Below are 20174 nucleotides of genomic sequence, written 5' to 3' on the forward strand. Positions count from 1 at the left end.
GCATAACAAATACATCGCCCAGGGCAAGCTGCCCACATGGCAATGTATTCAGATCTTAGATACTTTAATATGTCTTTCGGCCTTTACTCATCCCCGCCGCAACCGGATTCATGAGGTTATTCTGAAAAACAAAAAAACCGTTTCTTGGTAAATAGAATTACCCATTTACGAAAGAAACGGTTTTTTACATTTGGCTCAAAGAAGCGGCCCCACGATTGTGTCCTGAGTCCGCATTCTTTTCACCTTAATAATGGATTACTTAATGACGACGTATTCCAAGTTAACCAGCTTAGCGTAGGTCACGATTTGGTCTGTCGTCAGGTTCAAAGAAACGACAGTATGGTGGCCGCCGCCATTCTCGATCCAAGCTTTCACTCCATCCTGGAAGTTCGGCTTCACAGCCCAGAGGACGCGAGCAACAGGAAGATTAGGAGCAGGAACCGTCGGCTCGAATGCGGAAACCTCGTTGATCAGCAATTTATAATGAGTGCCGAAGTCAGCCATGGATACAACGACGCCTTCGCCGGCTTTTCCGTCGAATACCAGACGCGCCGGATCTTCTTTACCGCCGATTCCGAGCGGGGAAACAATAATTTTCGGCTTGTTGCTTGCCAAGGACGGATCTACCTCGAGCATATGGGATTGCAGTATGGCTTCCTGACCGGCCGCCATCTCGTAGGTGTAATCCTCCATAAAGCCCGTGTTTTGATTGCGGCTCATCACTTTCAGCAAGCGATCGAGCGCGGCCGTCTTCCAGTCGCCCTCGCCAGCAAAACCGTAGCCTTGCGCCATCAGACGTTGGACAGAAAGACCAGGAAGCTGCTTCATTCCATGCAAATCTTCGAAGTTCGTCGTGAAGGCATTATAACCTTTCTCGTCCAAGAAACGTTTGATGGCAATTTCATAGCTCGCTTGGACTCTGACGCTTGCTTCCCAGGATTCTTTGCTGTTCGTGCCGTAATCGAATTCGTAGAGCTCCGCATATTGGCCTATCAGATCATCGATTTCTTGCTCTGTAACGGCATTCACGTATTGCACGAGGTCGCCGATGCCGTAATAGTCCACGGTCCATCCGAATTGAATTTGAGCCTCGACCTTGTCCCCGTCCGTTACGCCAACATTGCGCATGTTGTCGCCGAAACGGGCGACTTTGATATTGAAGCTTTCGTTATAGGCAACCGCTACGTCCATCCAATCCGCAATCTGCTGCTGCACTTCTGGACGTTCCCAGTAGCCTACGACGATTTTATTTTGTTTCTTCAGACGGGCATTGATGAAGCCGTATTCGCGGTCGCCGTGAGCGGCCTGATTCAGGTTCATGAAGTCCATATCGATCGTTGCCCAAGGAATGCTTTCATTGAACTGGGTTGCCAAGTGAAGCAGTGGCTTCTGCAGTAATTTCGTACCGCGAATCCACATTTTCGCAGGTGAGAACGTATGCATCCATGTGATGACACCCGCCACTTCGTCGCGAAAGTTGACCTCTTTCATGATGCTTGTAATTTTATCTGCGCTTATAGCAAGGTCCTGCAAGACAACCGGGTAAGGGAGGACACCGCTATTATTCAAGGCATCAGTCATCGTCTGCGCGTGAGCTTTTACTTCAGCCAACGCTTCTGCCCCGTACAAATGCTGCGAACCTACGACGAACCAAAACTGTTTATCTGCTGTTATTGACATCTTAATCATCCTCTTTTCTGTATTTTATAATGGCTAAGGCTATTACTTCTGCCCGTAGTAGGCATCTTTCCCGTGTTTCCGAAGGTAGTGCTTATCCAGAATGCCTTGCGGCAGTTCTTTGGCAAAATTGTTCAATTGCCGCGCGTACAGATTCATTTTGCACACTTCTTCCAGCACGACGCTGTTCACGACCGCCGACTTCACGTCTTTTCCCCAAGTAAAAGGCGCATGTCCCTGGAGCAGAACCGCCGGGATTGCCATGACATCCAATCCGCGTTTCTCGAAGGTTTCGATAATAACGTGACCCGTCTCTGCTTCGTAACCCCGGTCAACCTCCTCTTGGTTCAAGAACCGTGCGCAAGGCACGGCGCCGTAGAAGGTGTCCGCATGCGTCGTTCCCATGACGGGTACATCGAGTCCCGCTTGCGCCCAGATGGTTGCCCAGGTCGAATGAGTATGCACGATGCCGCCGATTTGTGGATAGTGCTTGTACAACACGGCGTGAGTCGCGGTATCGGAGGAAGGTCTCATCTCACCCTCGACCACCTTACCGTCTAAATCCACAACGACCATGTCGCTCGGTTTCATCTTCTCATAGCTAACGCCGCTCGGTTTGATCACGAACAGACCGCTTTCCCGATCCATGGCGCTCGCATTACCCCAAGTGAATTTCACGAGTCCGTGCTTCGGCAAATCTAAATTCGCTTGATATACCTCTTCTTTCAGTTGTTCTAACAACGTTAGTCCCTCCCGTTCTCTAGCAGATGGTCTACAGCGGCTTGTTCGATGGCTAGCCCTGCTTGGTATCGTTTGATGAATGCTTGGAACCCTTGGACATCCGTTGCATCCGGAGCAATCTCCTGTCCTTCGGCATCTTTAAAGACTTTCTGCTCGAGGAACTCCTCCAGACTCTCTTCTTGATCCTTGCCCGTCATGTACGAAGCCAGAAGCGCCATGCCCCATGCCCCGCCTTCGCCAGCCGTCGACATGACCGAGATCGGTACGTTCAGCGCAGCGGCTAAAGCTTTTTGTCCAACGACAGGGGTTTTGAAGAGGCCGCCATGACCCAAGATGCTGTCGATAGCCACCTGTTCGTTTTCGGTCAAAATGTCCATGCCAAGCTTCAACGCTCCGAAAGCCGTGAATAGATGCGTTCGCATGAAGTTAGCCAGATTAAAGTTGCTTTCAGGCGAGCGAACGAACAATGGTCGGCCTTTATCTATTCCCGTTATATTCTCGCCCGAAAGATAGCCGTAGCTAAGCAAGCCGCCGCCATCCGGGTCTGCTTCAAGAGACTTGCCCAGCAGCACGCTGAACAATTTGCCGGAATCCGCATTGAATCCCATCGCTTCGGAGAATTCACGGAACAGTCCCATCCAGGCGTTAAGATCGCTAGAGCAGTTGTTGGCATGCACCATGCCGACCGGACTGCCGTCCGGCGTAGTGACCATATCGATCTCCGGATAAACCTTGGACAATTCTTTCTCCAACACAATCATGGCAAAAACGGAAGTTCCCACGGATATATTTCCCGTCCGCTTCTTGACGCTATTCGTCGCAACCATGCCTGTGCCGGCATCGCCTTCCGGAGGACAGAGCGGAATTCCGGACTGCAGATCTCCGGCCGGGTCCAGAATAGCGGCTCCCGCCGCCGTTAGCTCGCCGGCTTGCTTGCCGGAGAGATATACCTTGGGAAGAATATCCTCAAGCTTCCACGCAAAGCCTTTGGCCGCGATTAATTCATCGAATTGCTTGACCATCGATGGATGGTAATTATGGGTTGATTCATCAATAGGGAAGATGCCGGAAGCATCCCCGATGCCGATCACTTTATTGCCGGTCAACAGCCAGTGGATGTATCCAGCCAGTGTCGTAACAAAATCAATGCGAGGCACATGCTCCTCTTGGTTCAATATCGCTTGGTACAAATGGGCGATACTCCAGCGCTCGGGGATATTAAATTGGAACAAGTCCGTTAATTCCCTAGCTGCCGCGCCGGTTGTTGCGTTGCGCCAATTCCGAAACGGCACTAGCAGGTCGCCCGTGCTGTCGAACGCCATATATCCGTGCATCATAGCGGAAAAACCGATCGAACCGACGGACCGAAGGGTGATTCCGTAATTCCGTTCCACTTCCTGCTTCAGTTCACGATACGCGGTTTGGAGGCCTCTTATAATATCCTCCTGGTTGTACGTCCAATATCCGTCTTTCAACAGATTCTCCCACTCAAAGCTTCCCGATGCGATGGTCTCGAAACGACGATCGATCAGTACCGCTTTGATCCGCGTAGAACCAAATTCGATACCCAGCGAAGTTTCTCCATTGGTTATCGCTTCCTTCAAGTCTACATGATTCATGATCACGTATATCCCCTCTCTGTTCGTGGTTTGCACAAAAATTAAATCGCTCCTATTGCAATCTAACTTCGTGATTTAACCCAACCGATGACGATTCCTATACTAGCTGCTTCCGATCGAATCGGTCACTCGGGTGAGACAACCGGAAGATTTCGACCGAAAGAAGACGCTTTCTTTCTCTTACTGACAGCCTTAGTATATTTTCTGTACGTACATTTGTCAATATAGTCTAATAGTTATACGAACATAAGTTGTTGTACTGTCCTTTTTCGTCTGATCACGGAGTTTTTCTAAGGAAAAACATGGAACTTGTACCATTTGGAATCGCAAATGATGTTACTACATTTGCATTTCATGCAATTCATGCTAAGATGTGTACGTACAACTTTATTTTGAACAACGATGAAAGAAGTGGACTGCATGAAGCCAAAGTACCAGCTCATTATTGAAGATATCAAAAGTTATATCCTCTCTGGAACGTACAAAGCAGGCGAGAAAATCCCTTCGGAGAACGTTTTGCAGGAAAGCTACAACGTTAGCCGGCAGACGGTTCGAAAGGCCATTCTAGAGTTATCGAACGAGGGGTTCCTGCGAAGCGAGAGGGGATCCGGCACGTACGTCAGCAGCCAATACCGGTCCAGAACGGGTACAAAAACCACGAATAAGACGATCGGCGTCATTACAACCTATATCTCGGATTACATCTTCCCCTCCATTATCCGCGGCATTGAAAGCCGATTAAATGAAGATAACTATTCATTACTGTTAGCCAGTACAAATAATGATATCTCCCAGGAAAAAAAGGCGTTGGAAATGATGCTATCCTACGGCGTGGATGGACTGATTATAGAACCGACCAGAAGCAGTGTATACAACCCCAATATCGCTTACTACCTATCTTTTAAGGAACAGGAGGTTCCGTTCGCGATGATCAATGCCTATTATGAAGAGTTGGAAGTTCCTTTCTTCTGTCTGGATGACGTGCAGTCCAGCTATCTCGCAACCCGGGAGCTGATTACCAAAGGACATACCCAGATCGGCATCATCGCGAAAATGGATGATTTGCAAGGGAAGTATAGAATGAAGGGATTTATCAAGGCTCTAGGGGAAGCCAAATTACGGTTCCAGCAAGAGCATGTGCTTTCTTTCGATACATCCACAAAGCCGGACCTGTCAGCTAACTTGGAAGTGTATCTGAACGACAATCGGGATGAATTGACTGCGCTTGTGTGTTACAACGACGAGGTAGGCTTGGAAGTCGTACATGTCTGCAGAAAACTGGGAATCTCCATTCCGGACGAACTATCTATAATTGGCCAGGACAATTCCTATATCGCCAAAAACGCCAATATTAAACTAACGACACTGACGCACCCCCAAGAACAAATGGGACGCGACGCAGCGGACTGGGTCATTAAAAATTTACAAGGCAAAAAAGACTTGCCCACCAACAACTACTACCAGCCCGTATTAATTGAGGGCGAAACAGTAAAAGCGATCGAAGTGGAATAGTCACGGCGAAACGTGCGAAGGAAAAGCCGGAATCAGAAAAGTGATCATACTGGCCCTGGTTCATGTCAAGCACAGAAGAGGATCTTTTCGTTTTTAGAGAAGATCCTAATTGTGCTGATGGAAAGCTTATTATGTAAGGGTTTCTGACTCATAGTCCCATGAAAATTGATGTTATGAGCAATTGTTGACTCCTTGTTGACTTCGACGCCCCCGAGCACAACGCAAAGAAGTACATCGCCATATGAACGATGTACTCCAAGTCGTATACTACTATGCGACTTAAACCTTCTCCTCGGAGCCAATGGCTACTGGATTTTACGGGTTAGAACTCCAATCGCTCCAGCTGTCATCTGTCGTACGAAAATGATTTCAAGCAAGGCACATTGTGGTGTTTACAGATACATGAACCTGAACGCCCGTCTGACGGGGTTTCTCAACTCTTACTCATCCCCCGTAGCAACCGGGTTGTCAGGACTGGAACTCCAATCACTCCAGCTGTGGAACTAGCTGCGGAAGCCGTTCATCGGGATATACATTAAGGAGTAACGAGAATGGCCACCCCATGGATGCTGGTCTCGTGGACTTGTTGGGTCCATTGGTCAAACCAACAGCAACCATCAACCGGCACTTTAACTCTGGGAGAGCCATGATCTGAGCGATGAAACGGTGCTTTCCTTTGTTTAAAATAGTAGCCTAAATGTATTAATTCATAAATATCTGTCGATAATTCGTAGTTCAGTTCAGTTAATAACAATACTACTCTCTTTGATCAGGAAACAAATTTAAATAAATTTCATCCATTATTTGATCTATATAAGAGTAAATAATATTCTTTAGCCTTTCATTCCAATTCTCTCCTATGTATTCACGATAATAATATGGAAAGAGGTAAAATACTATTTTACCCGGATCAGATAGTATAATGTCACTCATGTAACTCAAGGTATCTTTTCCAACTGGAATATCACTTTTATCTTTAACTTCTTGTGAAATACTACAACCTGTCAGATCCTTATAGTTATAATCCAAAGTGAGTACATATCCTTTATTTTTGGTAAACCCTTCTTCTATTATAGGTTCTAAAAATTCTATTGTGTCACTCTCTATTTTTCTTCGAATATCACAATAATTATCTAAAACACCAATCTCTTTTAAGCAGTTATGCTTTGCCTCATGTTCCTTTGCTGCTAACTCTATTTGTTCTAGGTTGTCAATTGGATAATCAAAAAGTCCATGTTCTTTCAATAGATCTTTTATTACCCCTATTGTATCTAGTGGGTTTGTTGTTTCTAAAGCAACTTTTATTTTATCGGAAACTTCTTCAACTTCGAAAATAATAGAAGATAACTGTCGCTTTAGCTTCCTAAATGCATTTGGGATATCAATACCCTCATTAGTAGGTAGAGGTCGGGTGAAATCATAATCAATTTCCTCTTTTGTAAAAAGTGATGGTACAGTACGGAATAAAAAAGTTCTGTTGCTGGCAAAGTCAGCTAATCTTATTGTATGCTCAATACGGTCTAGTGCCCCTTTATTATTAGTTACTTCATATTTTGATGAGCGTAGTACAGTTCCTGGTATATAATACTTTCCACTATTTTTACCGACCGAGCAAACTTTAAAATCATTTTTGATTTCATCAGCTGAAATTAAATATTTTTTGTTATTCGTTTCATCCCCTGTATGAATCATCAAAAAAAATTCACGCCGAGGCTCGCCACCTACATTTAAAACATAGTCACTATGTATATAGTGGGACGTATTTTCATCCTGCATAAATTTAACCTGTACTACCCCAAAACGAGGTGGAATTTTATCTAAAATATTTTGTTCACTCAATTTCCTCTGAATTATATAATCTGCTCCGTGTATATCAATTGATCGTTCTAAGATCCAGAACCGGTCAATTAGGAAAGCTTTTGTACGAATTTCACCTATCGAACCATTATCAACATTTTTCATTATTTTTCCTCACATATTATATAATATTTTCCTACTTTTTAGCATTCTACGACGAAAACGCTAGGTTCTTTGTAGCCCCTCAACAATACATTGAAAAGAAGCAAGTCTGCCAGAGGTGGTATCTTGTTTCTTTTCGCTTGATATCTTTACTGGCTATTCATTTCCTCATCGATTTCCTGTCTAAAGGATATAGGCTCCATAGGCATCTTGTTTTACAATGAAGTTAAAGCAAATGAAGGAATGGATCTAGTAGCTGTCATAATTCTATCCAAGACTTCGGCTAACCAGCCGAGGTATAGAATCAAATAATCTTTGCTGTGTGTTGATTTGCCGTTGATTGTTGGTCAAATCGAAATCCATTGTTGACCTGAATACAAAGACGGCAGGATAGCTATCGTAAGTTGGTGGCTAACTCGGCCTTTTTCTCTCTGCACTGAAAATGTTTTCTGGAATGTCTTGTTGACTCCGTGTTGACTTCGAATATAGAGAAACACATCGCCAAAGTGCATAAGCCCTTGGCGATGTGTTTAAGAAATGCATACTGCTATTTGTCACTCGGCACTTCTTCATCCCCCACCGCAACCGGGTTCCCGCTATCCGAACTCCAATCACTCCAACTCCCCGCATAAAGCTTCACATTGCGAAATCCCGCTTCCTGCAAAGCAAACACATTCGGCGTAGCCGTCACGCCTGAGCCGCAGTAGACGATGATTTCATCATCCTGCGACAAGCCCGCGAAGCGCTCAGCCTGCTCTTCGGGCGATTTCCAGCTACCGTCAGCGCGTTTGCCTTCATTCCAGAAGCGGTTGATCGCGCCTGGAATATGTCCGGCCGCCGGATCAAGCGGCTCGACCTCGCCGCGGTAGCGCGGGGCTTGTCTGGAATCAATCAGCACGGTGCCGGCTTTGCCGATACGTGCTTTAACCTCATCCCGGCTAACCAGCATGTCCTCCTGAACGGCAGGCGTGAAGGTTACTCCTTCCGCTGAAGCAGGCACTTCCGTGCTAACCGGATGACCGGCTGCTTGCCAGCCGGCAAAGCCGCCCTCCAACAGATAGACTTGTCCATCATGCCCGAGCCACTGCAGCAGCCAGCGCAAACGGGAGGACATCGCGCCGCCTTGATCATCGTAGGCGATGACCGTCGTATTTTGACCGATGCCCATGCGCTCAAAAATAGCCGCCAGCTCCTGCGGCTCCGGGAGCGGATGGCGTCCGCCTTCTCCATTCGGACGTTTGGGACCCGAGAGGTCACGGCTTAAATCTGCATAATAAGCACCTGGAATATGCGCTTCCGCATACGCCCTTTTGCCCGCTTCAGTATCGTTTAACGCATACCGCGTATCGACGATAACCGTGCCTTCCTTGCCCAATTGCTCCAGCACCCAGTCCGCTTTTTGATAATAAGTCATATTAATTAGCTCCCCTAACATTTTAGATTATTAATCCTTAGTGGATTGCCGCTCCAGCAGCGGAGCAAAGAAAGCTCCCGTAATGGCAATCGCCCGCTCCAAATCATCCGTCGTTCCTGCAAAAGGATGTACCGTCCCGAAAGTATGCGTCGCTCCTTCCAGCGTCGCAAAGCGATGATGAGGCGCAGCCTCCTTCAAGGCACGGAAACCCGCAAGCAGCCGCTCTGAATCCTGCAATCCTTGAATAAACAGCACCGGCGTCTTCAGCGACGCGGCTCGATCCGTAATGTCGAAGCGCTCCCGATTGCGATCCAAGTCCTCGAAAAATATAGCGTTGATCGGCATCTCCTGCTTCGTTCTGGCATTAGCTACATAACCTACGCCATCCTGCAAGACCTGCTTGCGGAACTCCTCGCCGAATAGATTCACATTCGCTATGCCGTTCCATGACACGACACCGCGTATGTCGGGATGCTCCGCTGCGAACAGCACGCTGTTCCCTCCGCCGCGGCTATGCCCTACCAAGAGAATTTGCTCCTTATCCAGTCGCTCCGCCAGTGGAAATCTATCCTCCAGCACAGCTGCAAGTACGGCAGAAAGATCCATCTGCTCCTGCGAGTAGGTGTTCCGGCCGAATTTCTCCAGCTCGTCGAAGTCCTGCTCATTCACGCCGTTATGTGAGAAATTAAACGTAATGACCGCAAAATCCTGCTGAGCGAACCGCTCAGAAGCATAAGGGAAGAACCCCCAATCCTTAAACCCTTTAAAACCATGCGCAAAAAGGAGGACCGGCATGCGTCCTCCCTCTTCCTTCACCCTAATATCGCCTTTAATAGATACATCCGGTTCCAGCTCCAGCGTAAACGCCTGATGCAAAATGCTCGTTTTACTCACCAGCAGCACCTTCCCCATCGCTATTTTTTGATAAAATAAAGCCCATTTGCTAAGCAGTCTTTATTATCATATCACTAAAACTGAGTATGAAGGTGGGTTTACATATTCATCATCAAAGGATAGCTACACCCATGCGTCATTCGCATATCCACGCGCTTCCCAATAGCCCACATGCTCGCCTTTAATCAGCTCGATCCGGTTTAACCATTTCACCGATTTGTAGGCATACATTTTCGGTACGATAAGCCGGACGGGTCCGCCGAGATCACTCGGTATCGGCTTGCCGTCATGCATAACGGCAACCATAACGTCGTCCAAATCCGCTTGTTCAAGCGTCAGCGTATCCGTATAGACGCCATCCCCCGAGTAAAGCTTCACCGTTTCCGCGCCAGACTGCACGCCCGCCATCTTAAGCAGCTCTTTGAGCGGTATGCCCTCCCAGGTGTTTTTGTACACCGACCAGCCGGTCACGCAGTGAAAATCACTCACTTGAACCGTGCGCTTCAGCGCCACAAACTGCTCCCAATCCCATTTAAACGTTTTGTTCACAAGCCCGTCTATCGTAAACGACCAATCCGCGTTTGTAAAAGAAGGAATCGGCGTTACCGTATAAACACGGAATTGCCCGATTGCGCCTCCCCCAAGCGGCGGAGCGGAGGCCGGAAGCGGCTGCGGTGCCGGAAGCAGCATATTTGTATTCTTTTCGATAAGCTTATCGATGGTTTCACTTCCGCCTACGCTTCCTAGCGAGGTGCCGAGCCATTTTAGAAAAGAAGGCCCTACTGTGACCGCGAGACCGAGGCCAATCGCGCCGCGAATGAACGCTTTACGCGTATACACCGCCTGAGGTGCCCCCGCTGGATGGATAACGTCGGCATCCTTCTGTTGTTCGTTTCTGATCGTCCGCCGATTCGGCTCTTTCAGCCATTTGACCCGCGTGATGGAATGGTAAATGATATAAGGCAGACCGATCCACGTTAACAGATCATGGATGACTAACGCGACATTCGAAACGCCGGGCCCTACCGCTCTAAACTGCCACAAGAGTACGCCTGAGCCGAACCAGCCCAACAATAATCCAAGCACCACAAGCACGTTAAATCGCTGCCAAGGCTTTTGCTTCAGCTGCTTCCAGTGCTTGCCCGCGAGCAGCAGGTAGTAGACGACTGGCAAAATGGAGGCAATGCCGACAACAATATGGGCCCACTTGATCCAGACACGGCCCTCACCTAGAAAACCGCGCCAGAAGCCGCCGATCAGGATAAGCCCGGTCAATACCAAAATCACCACAATCCATCCGTTCCAAGCATGAAGCGAAACGAGCTTTTTCCCATAGCCCTTGCGCAGCCGATCGATCAGTCCGCTCATTCAGGCAACCTCCCTCTTCTCCCCTAGTAACCCTAAACCGCTTCATTCACATTCAGCTCTCACGTTGCAAAAAAAGGAAGCTAACCATTTTGCCATGCGATAACACGCTCTCATCGCTCATCGCGCGCAACGCTCCAGCTTCTAACTTCCAATAGTTTCTTTTCTTCTATTATAACGCCGATTGGAGATAGATACGACTCCGAGACCCATCCACAAGGTAACCACTCTTTCCTCACACTCCCCGCATAATTTCAGCAGCAAAATAAGGCTCAAAGCAAGCACACACCTCATTCCCGTTCCATACCGCTGCACAGCAGTAAGCATCGTATACGGATCATTTGGGTTACTCTGATAGCTATCCTCCTCCCCCCACTGATGCAGCAGCAAGCATCGTTTACGGGTCAGTATAGTTACTCCAATAACCATCCTACTCCCAACTAATACAATACCAAGCATCACTACGGATCAATTTAGTTACTCCAATAACCGTCCTCCATCTCCACAGATCCAGCACCAAGCATCGCTTACGGATCAATTTAGTTACTCCAATAGCCATTCCTCCATCCCCACAAATCCAGCAGCAAGCATCGAAAACGCATCAATTTAGTTACTCCAATAACCATCCTACTCCCAACTGATACGGCACCAAGCATCGCATACGGATCAATTTAGTTACTCCAATAACCCATTCTCCATCCCCACAGATCCAGCAGCAAGCATCGCATACAGATCATTTTGGTTACTCCAATAACCATCCTACTCCCCACTGATGCGGCACCAAGCATCGCTACGGATCAATTTAGTTACACCAATAACCAACCTACTCCCAACGGATACAGCAGCAAGCATCGCATTCAGATCATTTTTGTTACTCCAATAACCATCCTACTCCCAACTAATACAGCACCAAGCATCACTACGGATCAATTTAGTTACTCCAATAGCCATTCCTCCATCCCCACAGATCCAGCAGCTAACTTAAGTTCTTTTCACCTTAGCAGCTTAACTACCTTTAGCTACGTTGCACTTTGTACAGCAGAAGAGGCGCTTGAGCCGAGCCCCTAGATGTACAGTGCAGTTAGTGCAACAGAATGATGCCCTCCCACTGCAATATGATCTCTTTTGATTAAATCTATTGTATTTTCTACAGCGTAGCCCACTAAAAACTCCCCCCATCCCCTTTCAATTGTATAAACTGCAGCGTAGCCACAATCAAAGCTCCATCAAGGCATCATCTTGGCATCATCAAAGCCCCATCAAGGCACCTTCCCATCCCCCTCCCCACTCCTCAATCTATGAAAGCCCACCAAGCTCAAGCTGCCGTTACCTGTATATCCACTATCACGTCGAAAACAAAAAAAACAGATCACCCTCCATTGAAGGATGATCTGCCATCTGCCATCTGTCTTTTAAAGCCTCGAATTTACAGCTTAAGCAATTTGAAAATAACGGACGCAGCCTGCGCACGAGTAGTGTGCTGTTTAGGCTGGTAGCTTCCGTCCGTGAAGCCATTGATGAAGCCGGCCTCCTGCATCGCAGCTACCGCTTCAACCGCATAGGCTGAAATCGCGGCTTGATCCTTAAAGGCTTGCCCCTCAGTGCCAGCACCATTGCCGCTAATGCCAGCAAGGACTGCTGCTCGGGACAGCATGACCGCCATGTCTTCTCTCGTAATGGATTCGTTGACGCCAAAAGAGCCGTCCGATTTTCCTTTTACGATACCGAGCTTTTCTGCGGAAGCAACTGCCGCGTAATACCAAGCGCCTTCTTTCGCGTCGCTGAAGCTGCTGCTTGCTTGGTCATCAAGAAGTCCAAGCGAGCTTACGAGCAGCTGGATAAACTCTGCTCTCGTTACCGCTCTGGCTGGTTCAAAAATACCCTCGCCAGTCCCGCGAACGATTTCTCTTGCAGCCAAGGCTTCAATCATCGTTTGCGCCCATGCTGCTTTTTGGAGATCGGTAAAAGCAACATTCGCATAACCTGCCGCATACCGGCTGAAATGCTTCGGATTAAAGCTAATCATGCCTGAAGCCGCATCGTACTGCACATTGCGTACGACCTCTAGCTTGCCGTCATCGCCAATGTAATAGACAACGATTTTATGGGCTTTCTCGCCTGGTTGGAGTTTATATTTCATCTCGACGGTAACAGGCTGGCTTACATTGAAATTGCTGACCTTTTTGCCGTCTACGCTCAGCGTAAAGTCGAACACAGGATGACCGTTTACTTTCTTCTTCACGTTCTCTGGAATCTCAGAAGCATCCACCTGGCCTACAGCCACTTCAACCTGCTGAGAGCTAGCAGTCAAAATGCCTGCCGAACCTGCTGTGCCAAAGGAAACCGTAACATCACCCGTGGTCACCGCAACTTGAGTGATACCTTGAGAGCTGTTCAGCAGCTGCTGAACAGGAATCGTTACCTTTGCTCCGCCATTCGCGGTTCCAACGCTTGGTTGAACATTAATGTTCAGCGTAGCGGATGTTGTTGTTTCCAATGCTTTCTTCAAGTCAGCCTCTGTCACGCTGGCATGCAATACGCCATTTGCATCCACAGAGGTTTTGACCAAGATGCTGCCTTCGACAACCTGAACCGAATCACCATTCGAGCCCGTTCCGCCGTTATTGCCCGGGTTCGTCGGCGTTCCAGGATCTACCGGCTCTTCTGCTTTCGTTTTTATCTGCAATGCGGAAGAGAGCTCGGATCCGCCAGCACTGTTAGCCGATGATACTTTGTAATAGTACGTTGTGTCTGCGCGGAGTCCAGTATCGGTAAACGACGGCTCGACCAGCTCATCCACGTTGATTTTGATATATACGCCATCCGCTGCATCCGAGCGATATACGTTGTACGTTACGGTCTGGCCGACAGGCTCCCATGCCAGCTTCACCGAAGTAATAGCTGTCTCGACTGCCTGCAGACCGCCCGGCACACCTGCCGGAAGCTCCTTCGTCTTCACCGCAGCGCTCTCAGATAATGCCGATTCATTCACGCCGCCATACAGAGCTGAAACTTTATAGAAATAAGCCGTATTGGCAGCCAAGCTTGTATCGGTATACGTATTCGTCAAAATACCAGAACCATTCACTTTGACATAGGTCCCACCTACCGTGCCGGAGCGATAAACGTTATAGCTTGTTGCATGTGGAATATCTTTCCATGACAGCGTCGTGGCGCTTTCCGTCACGTCACTGGCAGCCAGTTGTACAGGCGCGTTAATTTCATGTCCGTACACCTTCACTTCGCCAAGCTGAGGCGTGTACCAGTTGCTTGGATTGTTGTGAAGAACCGCATCCACCAGCTGAACTCTAACATACCTTGCGGAACCCGTAAGGGCATCCGAAGTAAAGCCGTACCGCGTATTTTCCATCTGATCGAGCGCGACCGTATAATGTACGCCGTCCATGCTCGTTTCAACTTTGTATTTGTGGTAGGCCTCGGAGCCGTTGTACAGAAACCAGGAAATCTGGATACTGCTCAAGCTGTAGACTTTGCCCAAATCGACCTGCCACCATTTGGGCCACGTATTATTTTCGCCGATCCAGCTTGTCGTGTAATCGCCGTCGTTCGCGTATTGCGGGCGATTCACGCCGCTCCAATCCGTTGCGGATGCAGGCTTGCCTGCGGATAGAAGCTGCCCATCGGTTATTGCAGCTACGATGCCTGTTGCAGGGTCTACCGTAATATGATCCGCGTAGTCATAGGATGCCGTCGTTCCGCTGAAGCTGATCGGCAGCCAAACGCGCTTCGATAGCTTAAGGTCGGCAGGCTTCCATTGGTTCGACATCATGATATAAGAGGTCGTTTCCGTGCCTTGAATCGTCAGCACGCCGCCAGATTGTCCGCCAAACGTGGAAGCATTGCCGATCTTTTGCGGCTCCGTCCAAGGTCCTGTAATCGACGTTGCGGTTGAGTACGTTCCTTGCGAAGGCCGCCAGCCTGCCGCTCCAGAGGAGAACAGGAAGTATACACCGTCATGCTTCACCATGGCAGGTGCTTCGCGATGCTTGCCGGTATAGATTGTGATCGCTCCCGCGGATTCATCTACCGTCAAATAATCGCTGGAGAGCTTATACATTTTCAGATCCGAATTCGTATTCGTTGATGAGATCAAATAAGCTGATCCGTCTTCGTCCACGAAGGTCGTAAGATCCCTGGAGTCATTGCCGAGCGGACGGAAGCTGCCTTGGAACACGAAAGGTCCCGTCGGCGAATCCGATACAGCTGCTGCAACTCTCGCCACCGTATAATCCACTGCATTCTCATAGTGGAACCACGCGACGTATTTACCGGTAGATTGGTTGTAAATGACGCTCATCGCTTCCAGCTTGCTTGCGGCAAGCTCTTCATGTGATTCATCGCTCAGCAGCACCTGCTCCTGCAGCGTCCAGTTTTTGAAGTCATTCGATGTATAGACGATCATATCCGTGAAGTGGAAGCCGTCTCCCACCGTCGTATAGTAATACCAGGTATCCCCTACTTTAAGGTAGCTTCCGATCGGCATTACATTGCCGTCCGTATCGTACCAAATGTTGTTGCGGTTATCGAAAGTAATGGATGATGCCGGCACAACAAAGGTTTTGGCGCTGACCGCCTCCGACAGCTCAGAGCCGCCGCCAGCGTGAATCGCTTTTACCTTGTAATAGTACGTATTGCCAGAGGAAACGCCAAGATCCTCATAAGCGGATGCTCTTCCGCTATACACCTGCGTGTATTCGCCGTCTAAGCGATCGGAACGATAAAGCGTATAAGAAGCTGCATTCGGCACCGCCTGCCAGCTAACTTTGATGCTGGTTGATTCTGCCGATGATTGAACCGCCTCGGCCGTTAAGCCCAGCGGCGCTGTCAACGCCATATCCGAGGTAAATACCTTCAGCTCATGCAAGCCTCTGTACCAGGTAACCAAGTTATTCGCGTTGTTCGTGTGACCGTATTGCCCAAGAATCGTCAGCTTCACATAACGGTACTTCCCAATCAGCTTATGACTGTTGAAAGAAGGCGTCCGATTCGCGCTTTGATCGATTAGAACCGTATAGGTTTGATCATCATTGCTGCCCTCGATTTTGTAAGTGTAATAAACCTCTGATCCATTCCACTCTCTCCAGCTCAAATCGATACGGCTCAGATCATACTCCCGCTCCAAATCAACCCGCCATGTCGTTGGGAAGGAGGTGCTGCCGGAGTCAAAATAAGTATCATAATTGCCGTCGTTTGCAGCCAATGCCCCAAAGCCTGATGCCTGGGAGCTTGCTGCAGCAGGTTTGCCTTGCGACACAAGCAAGTCCTTAGGTGTCTCAAAATGTCCCGTAGCCGCATCCAAATCCCATTCACCGGAATAGCTCAGCTCCGCTAATCCGTTATCCAATTGCAGCGGAAGCCAAATATATTGGGATTCCATTAGCGCGGTCGGAGTCCAGCGGTCTCCCACATAAACATAGGATGTCGTATCCGATCCGTACACGCTTACAATAAAGGATGATTGCGTGTAAAACGTTGCCGGGTCCCCGAACTTTTTCAATGACGACCATGCATTTTTATCAGCTAGATTTGTTGTTGTTGCGTACATGCCCTGATTCGGATACCAGCCCGATAAGCCGGAGGTGAACATGTAGTAGATTCCATCCTTCTTCACGATAGCCGGGGATTCGCGCTTTCCGCCCGGGAATGCGGTATACATGAACTCATCGACATACCGATAGTCATCCGTAAGACTGAAAATATTCATATCGGCATTATTATTCGAAGAGGAGAATAGATAAGCCTGACCGTCATCATCCTGGAATACCGTGAAATCTCTCGACTGCATGCCTCCAGGCTGAAACCGGTTCACGTACGTATAGTCACCGTCGACGGTGTCGGATACCGCGACCACAACATTCGCTTGGTTATAGTTGCCGGATTCTTCCCAGTGTCCCCAAAGGACGTACTTGCCTGTTTTTGCATTATAGAGCACTTTAGGTCGCTCAATCTTAGCGGATGCCAGCTCCGGATGGGCAGCAGGCGTCAGCACCGTGTTGCGGTACTCCCATGACTTCAAATCCTTGGAAGCATAGATCGATACGCCCTTCAGCACCGCTGAATTATGGCCCTTATCCTCACCGAACCAATAATAAGTATCCTCGACCTTAATGATATGGCCGCCATGCGCCTGAATCATGCCGCCCTCGTCGTTATACCAAAATTCACCGTTACGAATGGTGTCGCTGCTTGCATTATCATTCATGACAGTGACAGCTGCTTGCACGCGCGTGCTTGCGCCTTTAACGGTACCTGCCGCTGTAAAAGAGCCCGCTGCCGCATACTTAGCCGCGTCAATGGCATCCCATTCGACTTCCACGGTTGTATACAAATTGTTGGTGTAGTCGATCTTCACCTGCTCGGGAAGCCTTGGCTCAAAACCAACCTTCGTCGACACCTTCAGTACATCAAGCGTTCTTGGCGTAGACAAGCGGTTAACCAGCTCGCTCCACTCTGTTTCCGTAATTGTCTTAAAGCTGCCGGATATCGCGCCTGCCGGCAGTGTAACGCTCGCCGAATCCTTCGTCCAGCCGCTAGGCCCGTTTGTGCTGGAGTACAATGACCAAACGCCGTTTACATACTCATATTTGTACCATTTGTCCTCGGAAATCAGCTTGAAAATGCTCTGCGGAGCGATATCCGTTATTCCTGCGTTGCTGCTAAGCTCCGTCCACGTTCTGCCGTTGCGGCTCACCGCATAATACAGCGTATCCACGCCCGACACGGTTTTCTTGAACGCCAGCAAATACCCGGAAGACGCGTCCTGCTCCAAAATAGTCACTGTGAACTCTCTCGTTTCAGAAACCGTGCCCCGCGAGATCGTTGCGGTCAGCTTCACATCCAGATCACCCTGGCCTATTGCCGGACGGCTGACCATGCCATCAGGTCTGAGATTCACCGGATAATCGGATTTCCAGCTGATGACGGTCTGATTCGCGCCGGCTTTCGGCAGCGTAAGCTTAGCTGTTACCGCATCGGCATGCTCAACCGTAAGTGCGTCTTTAACAACCGCCACCGCATCCTCATCCGACAGCTGTGCCAGCACCTGAACCGTGAACGTTTTTACATCGGTCGCATTGCCTCGTTTTATCGTGGCAGTCAGCACAACCTCCGCATCCTGTTCGCCGAGCACTGGACGGGTAACGACACCGCTCGTACTAACAACTGCTGCGTTAGCTGATTCCCAAGTGATTTTCGTCCCGCTTGCCCCTTGTGCAGGAAGCTTCAAATCCGACATAACCACGCTCGTATCGCCCAGCGTTAAAGCATCCTTATCAGCCGCTACCTTAGCGGTATCTTCAGGCGCCGTGAACAATGCGATCTCAGCAGGTCCGAGACTGCGGTTGAATACATAGAAATCGTCGATCTTGGCATCCATATACGGGTCCGCACTAAACATCGAGCGGCCAATATAGTTGAGTGTCGTGTTGCCGAGATCCTTTGGCCGGATCGTCACGCTGTTGTTGCGCGCAACCTCCGCTCCATTTACATACAGCGTCGCCGTGCTGCCGGACAGCGTGACCGCATAATGCACCCATTCATTAGCCGTCTGCTGTGCCGGGCTAACCGTTGCATACTGCTCGCTGCCGCCGTTCTTGAATACGAAACGGCTTGCGTCGCCGTCCGTGCTTGCCGTTAAGAAAATATAGTTATTGGTGCCGAGGCCGATATCGAAGATCCGTCCCCATTTCTTGAGCGTGTCCTGCTTCACCCAAGTTGTAATCGTCATATCGTTTAATCCGTTCAAAATGCCGCTTGGCAGCGTAACGTGATCGTTGACGCCGTCGAGATCAACCGCACCGCCTGTCCGGCCTGTCGTCCAAGCCGCTCCGTTCACCAGATTCGCCTTCGTCTGATTGCTGCTTGCGGCAATCGGCGTTGCGGTCGTCCCGGAGGACTCATCGAACGTATAGGCTGCAATGATGCCCGGCAGCAAAGCCGGCGTTGCAGGCAATACCAATATCGTCGTCACGCTGAGCGTAGGCGCCACCGCTTCATATTTATCCAGCTCAGAGGAAACGCGGTAATAATAAGTCACGCCAGAAGCGAGGCCCGTGTCCGCAAAGGTCGTCTCCGTTCCGCTGTACACCTGCGCGAAGTTGGTGTCCGGCTGGGTCGAGCGATAAACGCGGTAAGTCGATGCTCCTACCGTACTCTCCCACGTAATCGTTGCTGCCGTGGACGTTACGTCTAGGGCCTGCACATTTGCTGGAGCCGCAGGCACTGGATTGGCAAGGCTCCGAAGCTGGACGTCATCCAGGCCAGACTTCTCCCATCTGGAACGGAAGCCCGCTTTGCCTGAGGTTAGAGAAGTATCCGTAACCTGTGCAATCAGCTTATTGTCTACATACCCTTTAATGATGCTGCCCTCTACGACCAAACGCATCGTATACCACTGGCCTGCCGTAACGGCGGCCGAATAGTCAAGAAGCGTCGTAACGGTTCCGCCTACTTTTTTGGACAGCGAGAACTTGCCGTCGCCAAGTTGAAACAAGTAATAGTTGTTCGCGTCCGTGTAACGGGCCACTATGCCCGGGAAAGACCCGCTTGCTACCTTCTTAACCTTTGCCTCATAAATATAGTTGCTGCCTGAGCTGCTATCAATGGAAGCAATAGCTTCATCGCCGCTGCTTACGTTTAGCATTTTGTTGCTGGCATTCGCGGGATCATTCGCAACGGTCAAAATGGATGTGTTGTTTAGCGTCCACCCCGTCGTATTTCCATCCTGGAAATCATCCTCGAATAACACGGCCGAAGGCTGTGAAACCTGCGGTTCAGCATGAGTCTCCTCCGCCGCAGAAGCATAGGCCGGCACAACGCTGGAAAATACGATTAAAAAGGCCAGCAGCAATCTTGATAAGGCAGGTACGGATTTCATTATGTATTTTTCCTCCATTCGATGGAATTGGAACGCTTACGGAAGGAGCTTCCCTCCTTCGACTTGTCATAGCTTCAAAATCCCAGATGTCTGAAAG

9 protein-coding genes are annotated in these 20174 nt (G+C 49.2%); 1 reads left to right on the plus strand and 8 read right to left on the minus strand.

The genetic code is table 11. The annotated features are described in order from the left end of the window. Positions 1-255 precede the first annotated feature (255 nt). Genes araA through AC1DLI_RS09525 form a run of 3 tightly spaced genes read right to left on the minus strand, consistent with a single transcriptional unit; the run spans position 256 to position 4037 of the window. Positions 256-1680, minus strand: a complete 1425-nt coding sequence (gene araA / locus AC1DLI_RS09515) for an L-arabinose isomerase (RefSeq protein WP_477601833.1) — start codon at positions 1678-1680, stop codon at positions 256-258. 42 nt (positions 1681-1722) lie between these two features. Continuing rightward, entirely contained in the window at positions 1723-2418 is a 696-nt protein-coding gene (locus AC1DLI_RS09520; protein WP_477601835.1) for an L-ribulose-5-phosphate 4-epimerase, read from the minus strand. Between the two features lie 2 nt (positions 2419-2420). Further along, positions 2421-4037, minus strand: a complete 1617-nt coding sequence (locus tag AC1DLI_RS09525; protein WP_477601837.1) for a xylulokinase — start codon at positions 4035-4037, stop codon at positions 2421-2423. 420 nt (positions 4038-4457) lie between these two features. Between AC1DLI_RS09525 and AC1DLI_RS09530 the strand changes: the two genes are divergently transcribed. Continuing rightward, positions 4458-5549 carry a substrate-binding domain-containing protein gene (locus AC1DLI_RS09530; RefSeq protein ID WP_477601839.1) on the plus strand — a complete coding sequence of 364 codons (1092 nt, stop codon included), beginning with the start codon at positions 4458-4460 and terminating at the stop codon, positions 5547-5549. Positions 5550-6305: 756 nt separating this feature from the next. Here AC1DLI_RS09530 and AC1DLI_RS09535 read toward each other — a convergent pair. The 5 genes from AC1DLI_RS09535 to AC1DLI_RS09555 all read right to left on the minus strand — a co-directional run bounded on the left by AC1DLI_RS09535 (position 6306) and on the right by AC1DLI_RS09555 (position 20077). Next, complete coding sequence (locus AC1DLI_RS09535) at positions 6306-7511, minus strand: hypothetical protein (protein WP_477601841.1); 1206 nt, start codon at positions 7509-7511, stop codon at positions 6306-6308. A gap of 544 nt (positions 7512-8055) precedes the next feature. After that, positions 8056-8922: a sulfurtransferase gene (locus tag AC1DLI_RS09540; protein WP_477601843.1), complete on the minus strand. Its 867-nt coding sequence runs from the start codon at positions 8920-8922 to the stop codon at positions 8056-8058. 30 nt (positions 8923-8952) lie between these two features. Beyond that, positions 8953-9816, minus strand: a complete 864-nt coding sequence (locus AC1DLI_RS09545) for an alpha/beta hydrolase family protein (protein WP_477601845.1) — start codon at positions 9814-9816, stop codon at positions 8953-8955. Between the two features lie 123 nt (positions 9817-9939). Further along, a complete protein-coding gene (locus tag AC1DLI_RS09550; protein WP_477601847.1) occupies positions 9940-11184 on the minus strand; it encodes a molybdopterin-dependent oxidoreductase in 1245 nt (414 codons plus the stop codon). A gap of 1423 nt (positions 11185-12607) precedes the next feature. After that, positions 12608-20077, minus strand: a complete 7470-nt coding sequence (locus AC1DLI_RS09555; RefSeq protein ID WP_477601849.1) for an immunoglobulin-like domain-containing protein — start codon at positions 20075-20077, stop codon at positions 12608-12610. Positions 20078-20174: the final 97 nt, after the last annotated feature.

This window comes from Paenibacillus sp. 01T443 (assembly GCF_056398325.1).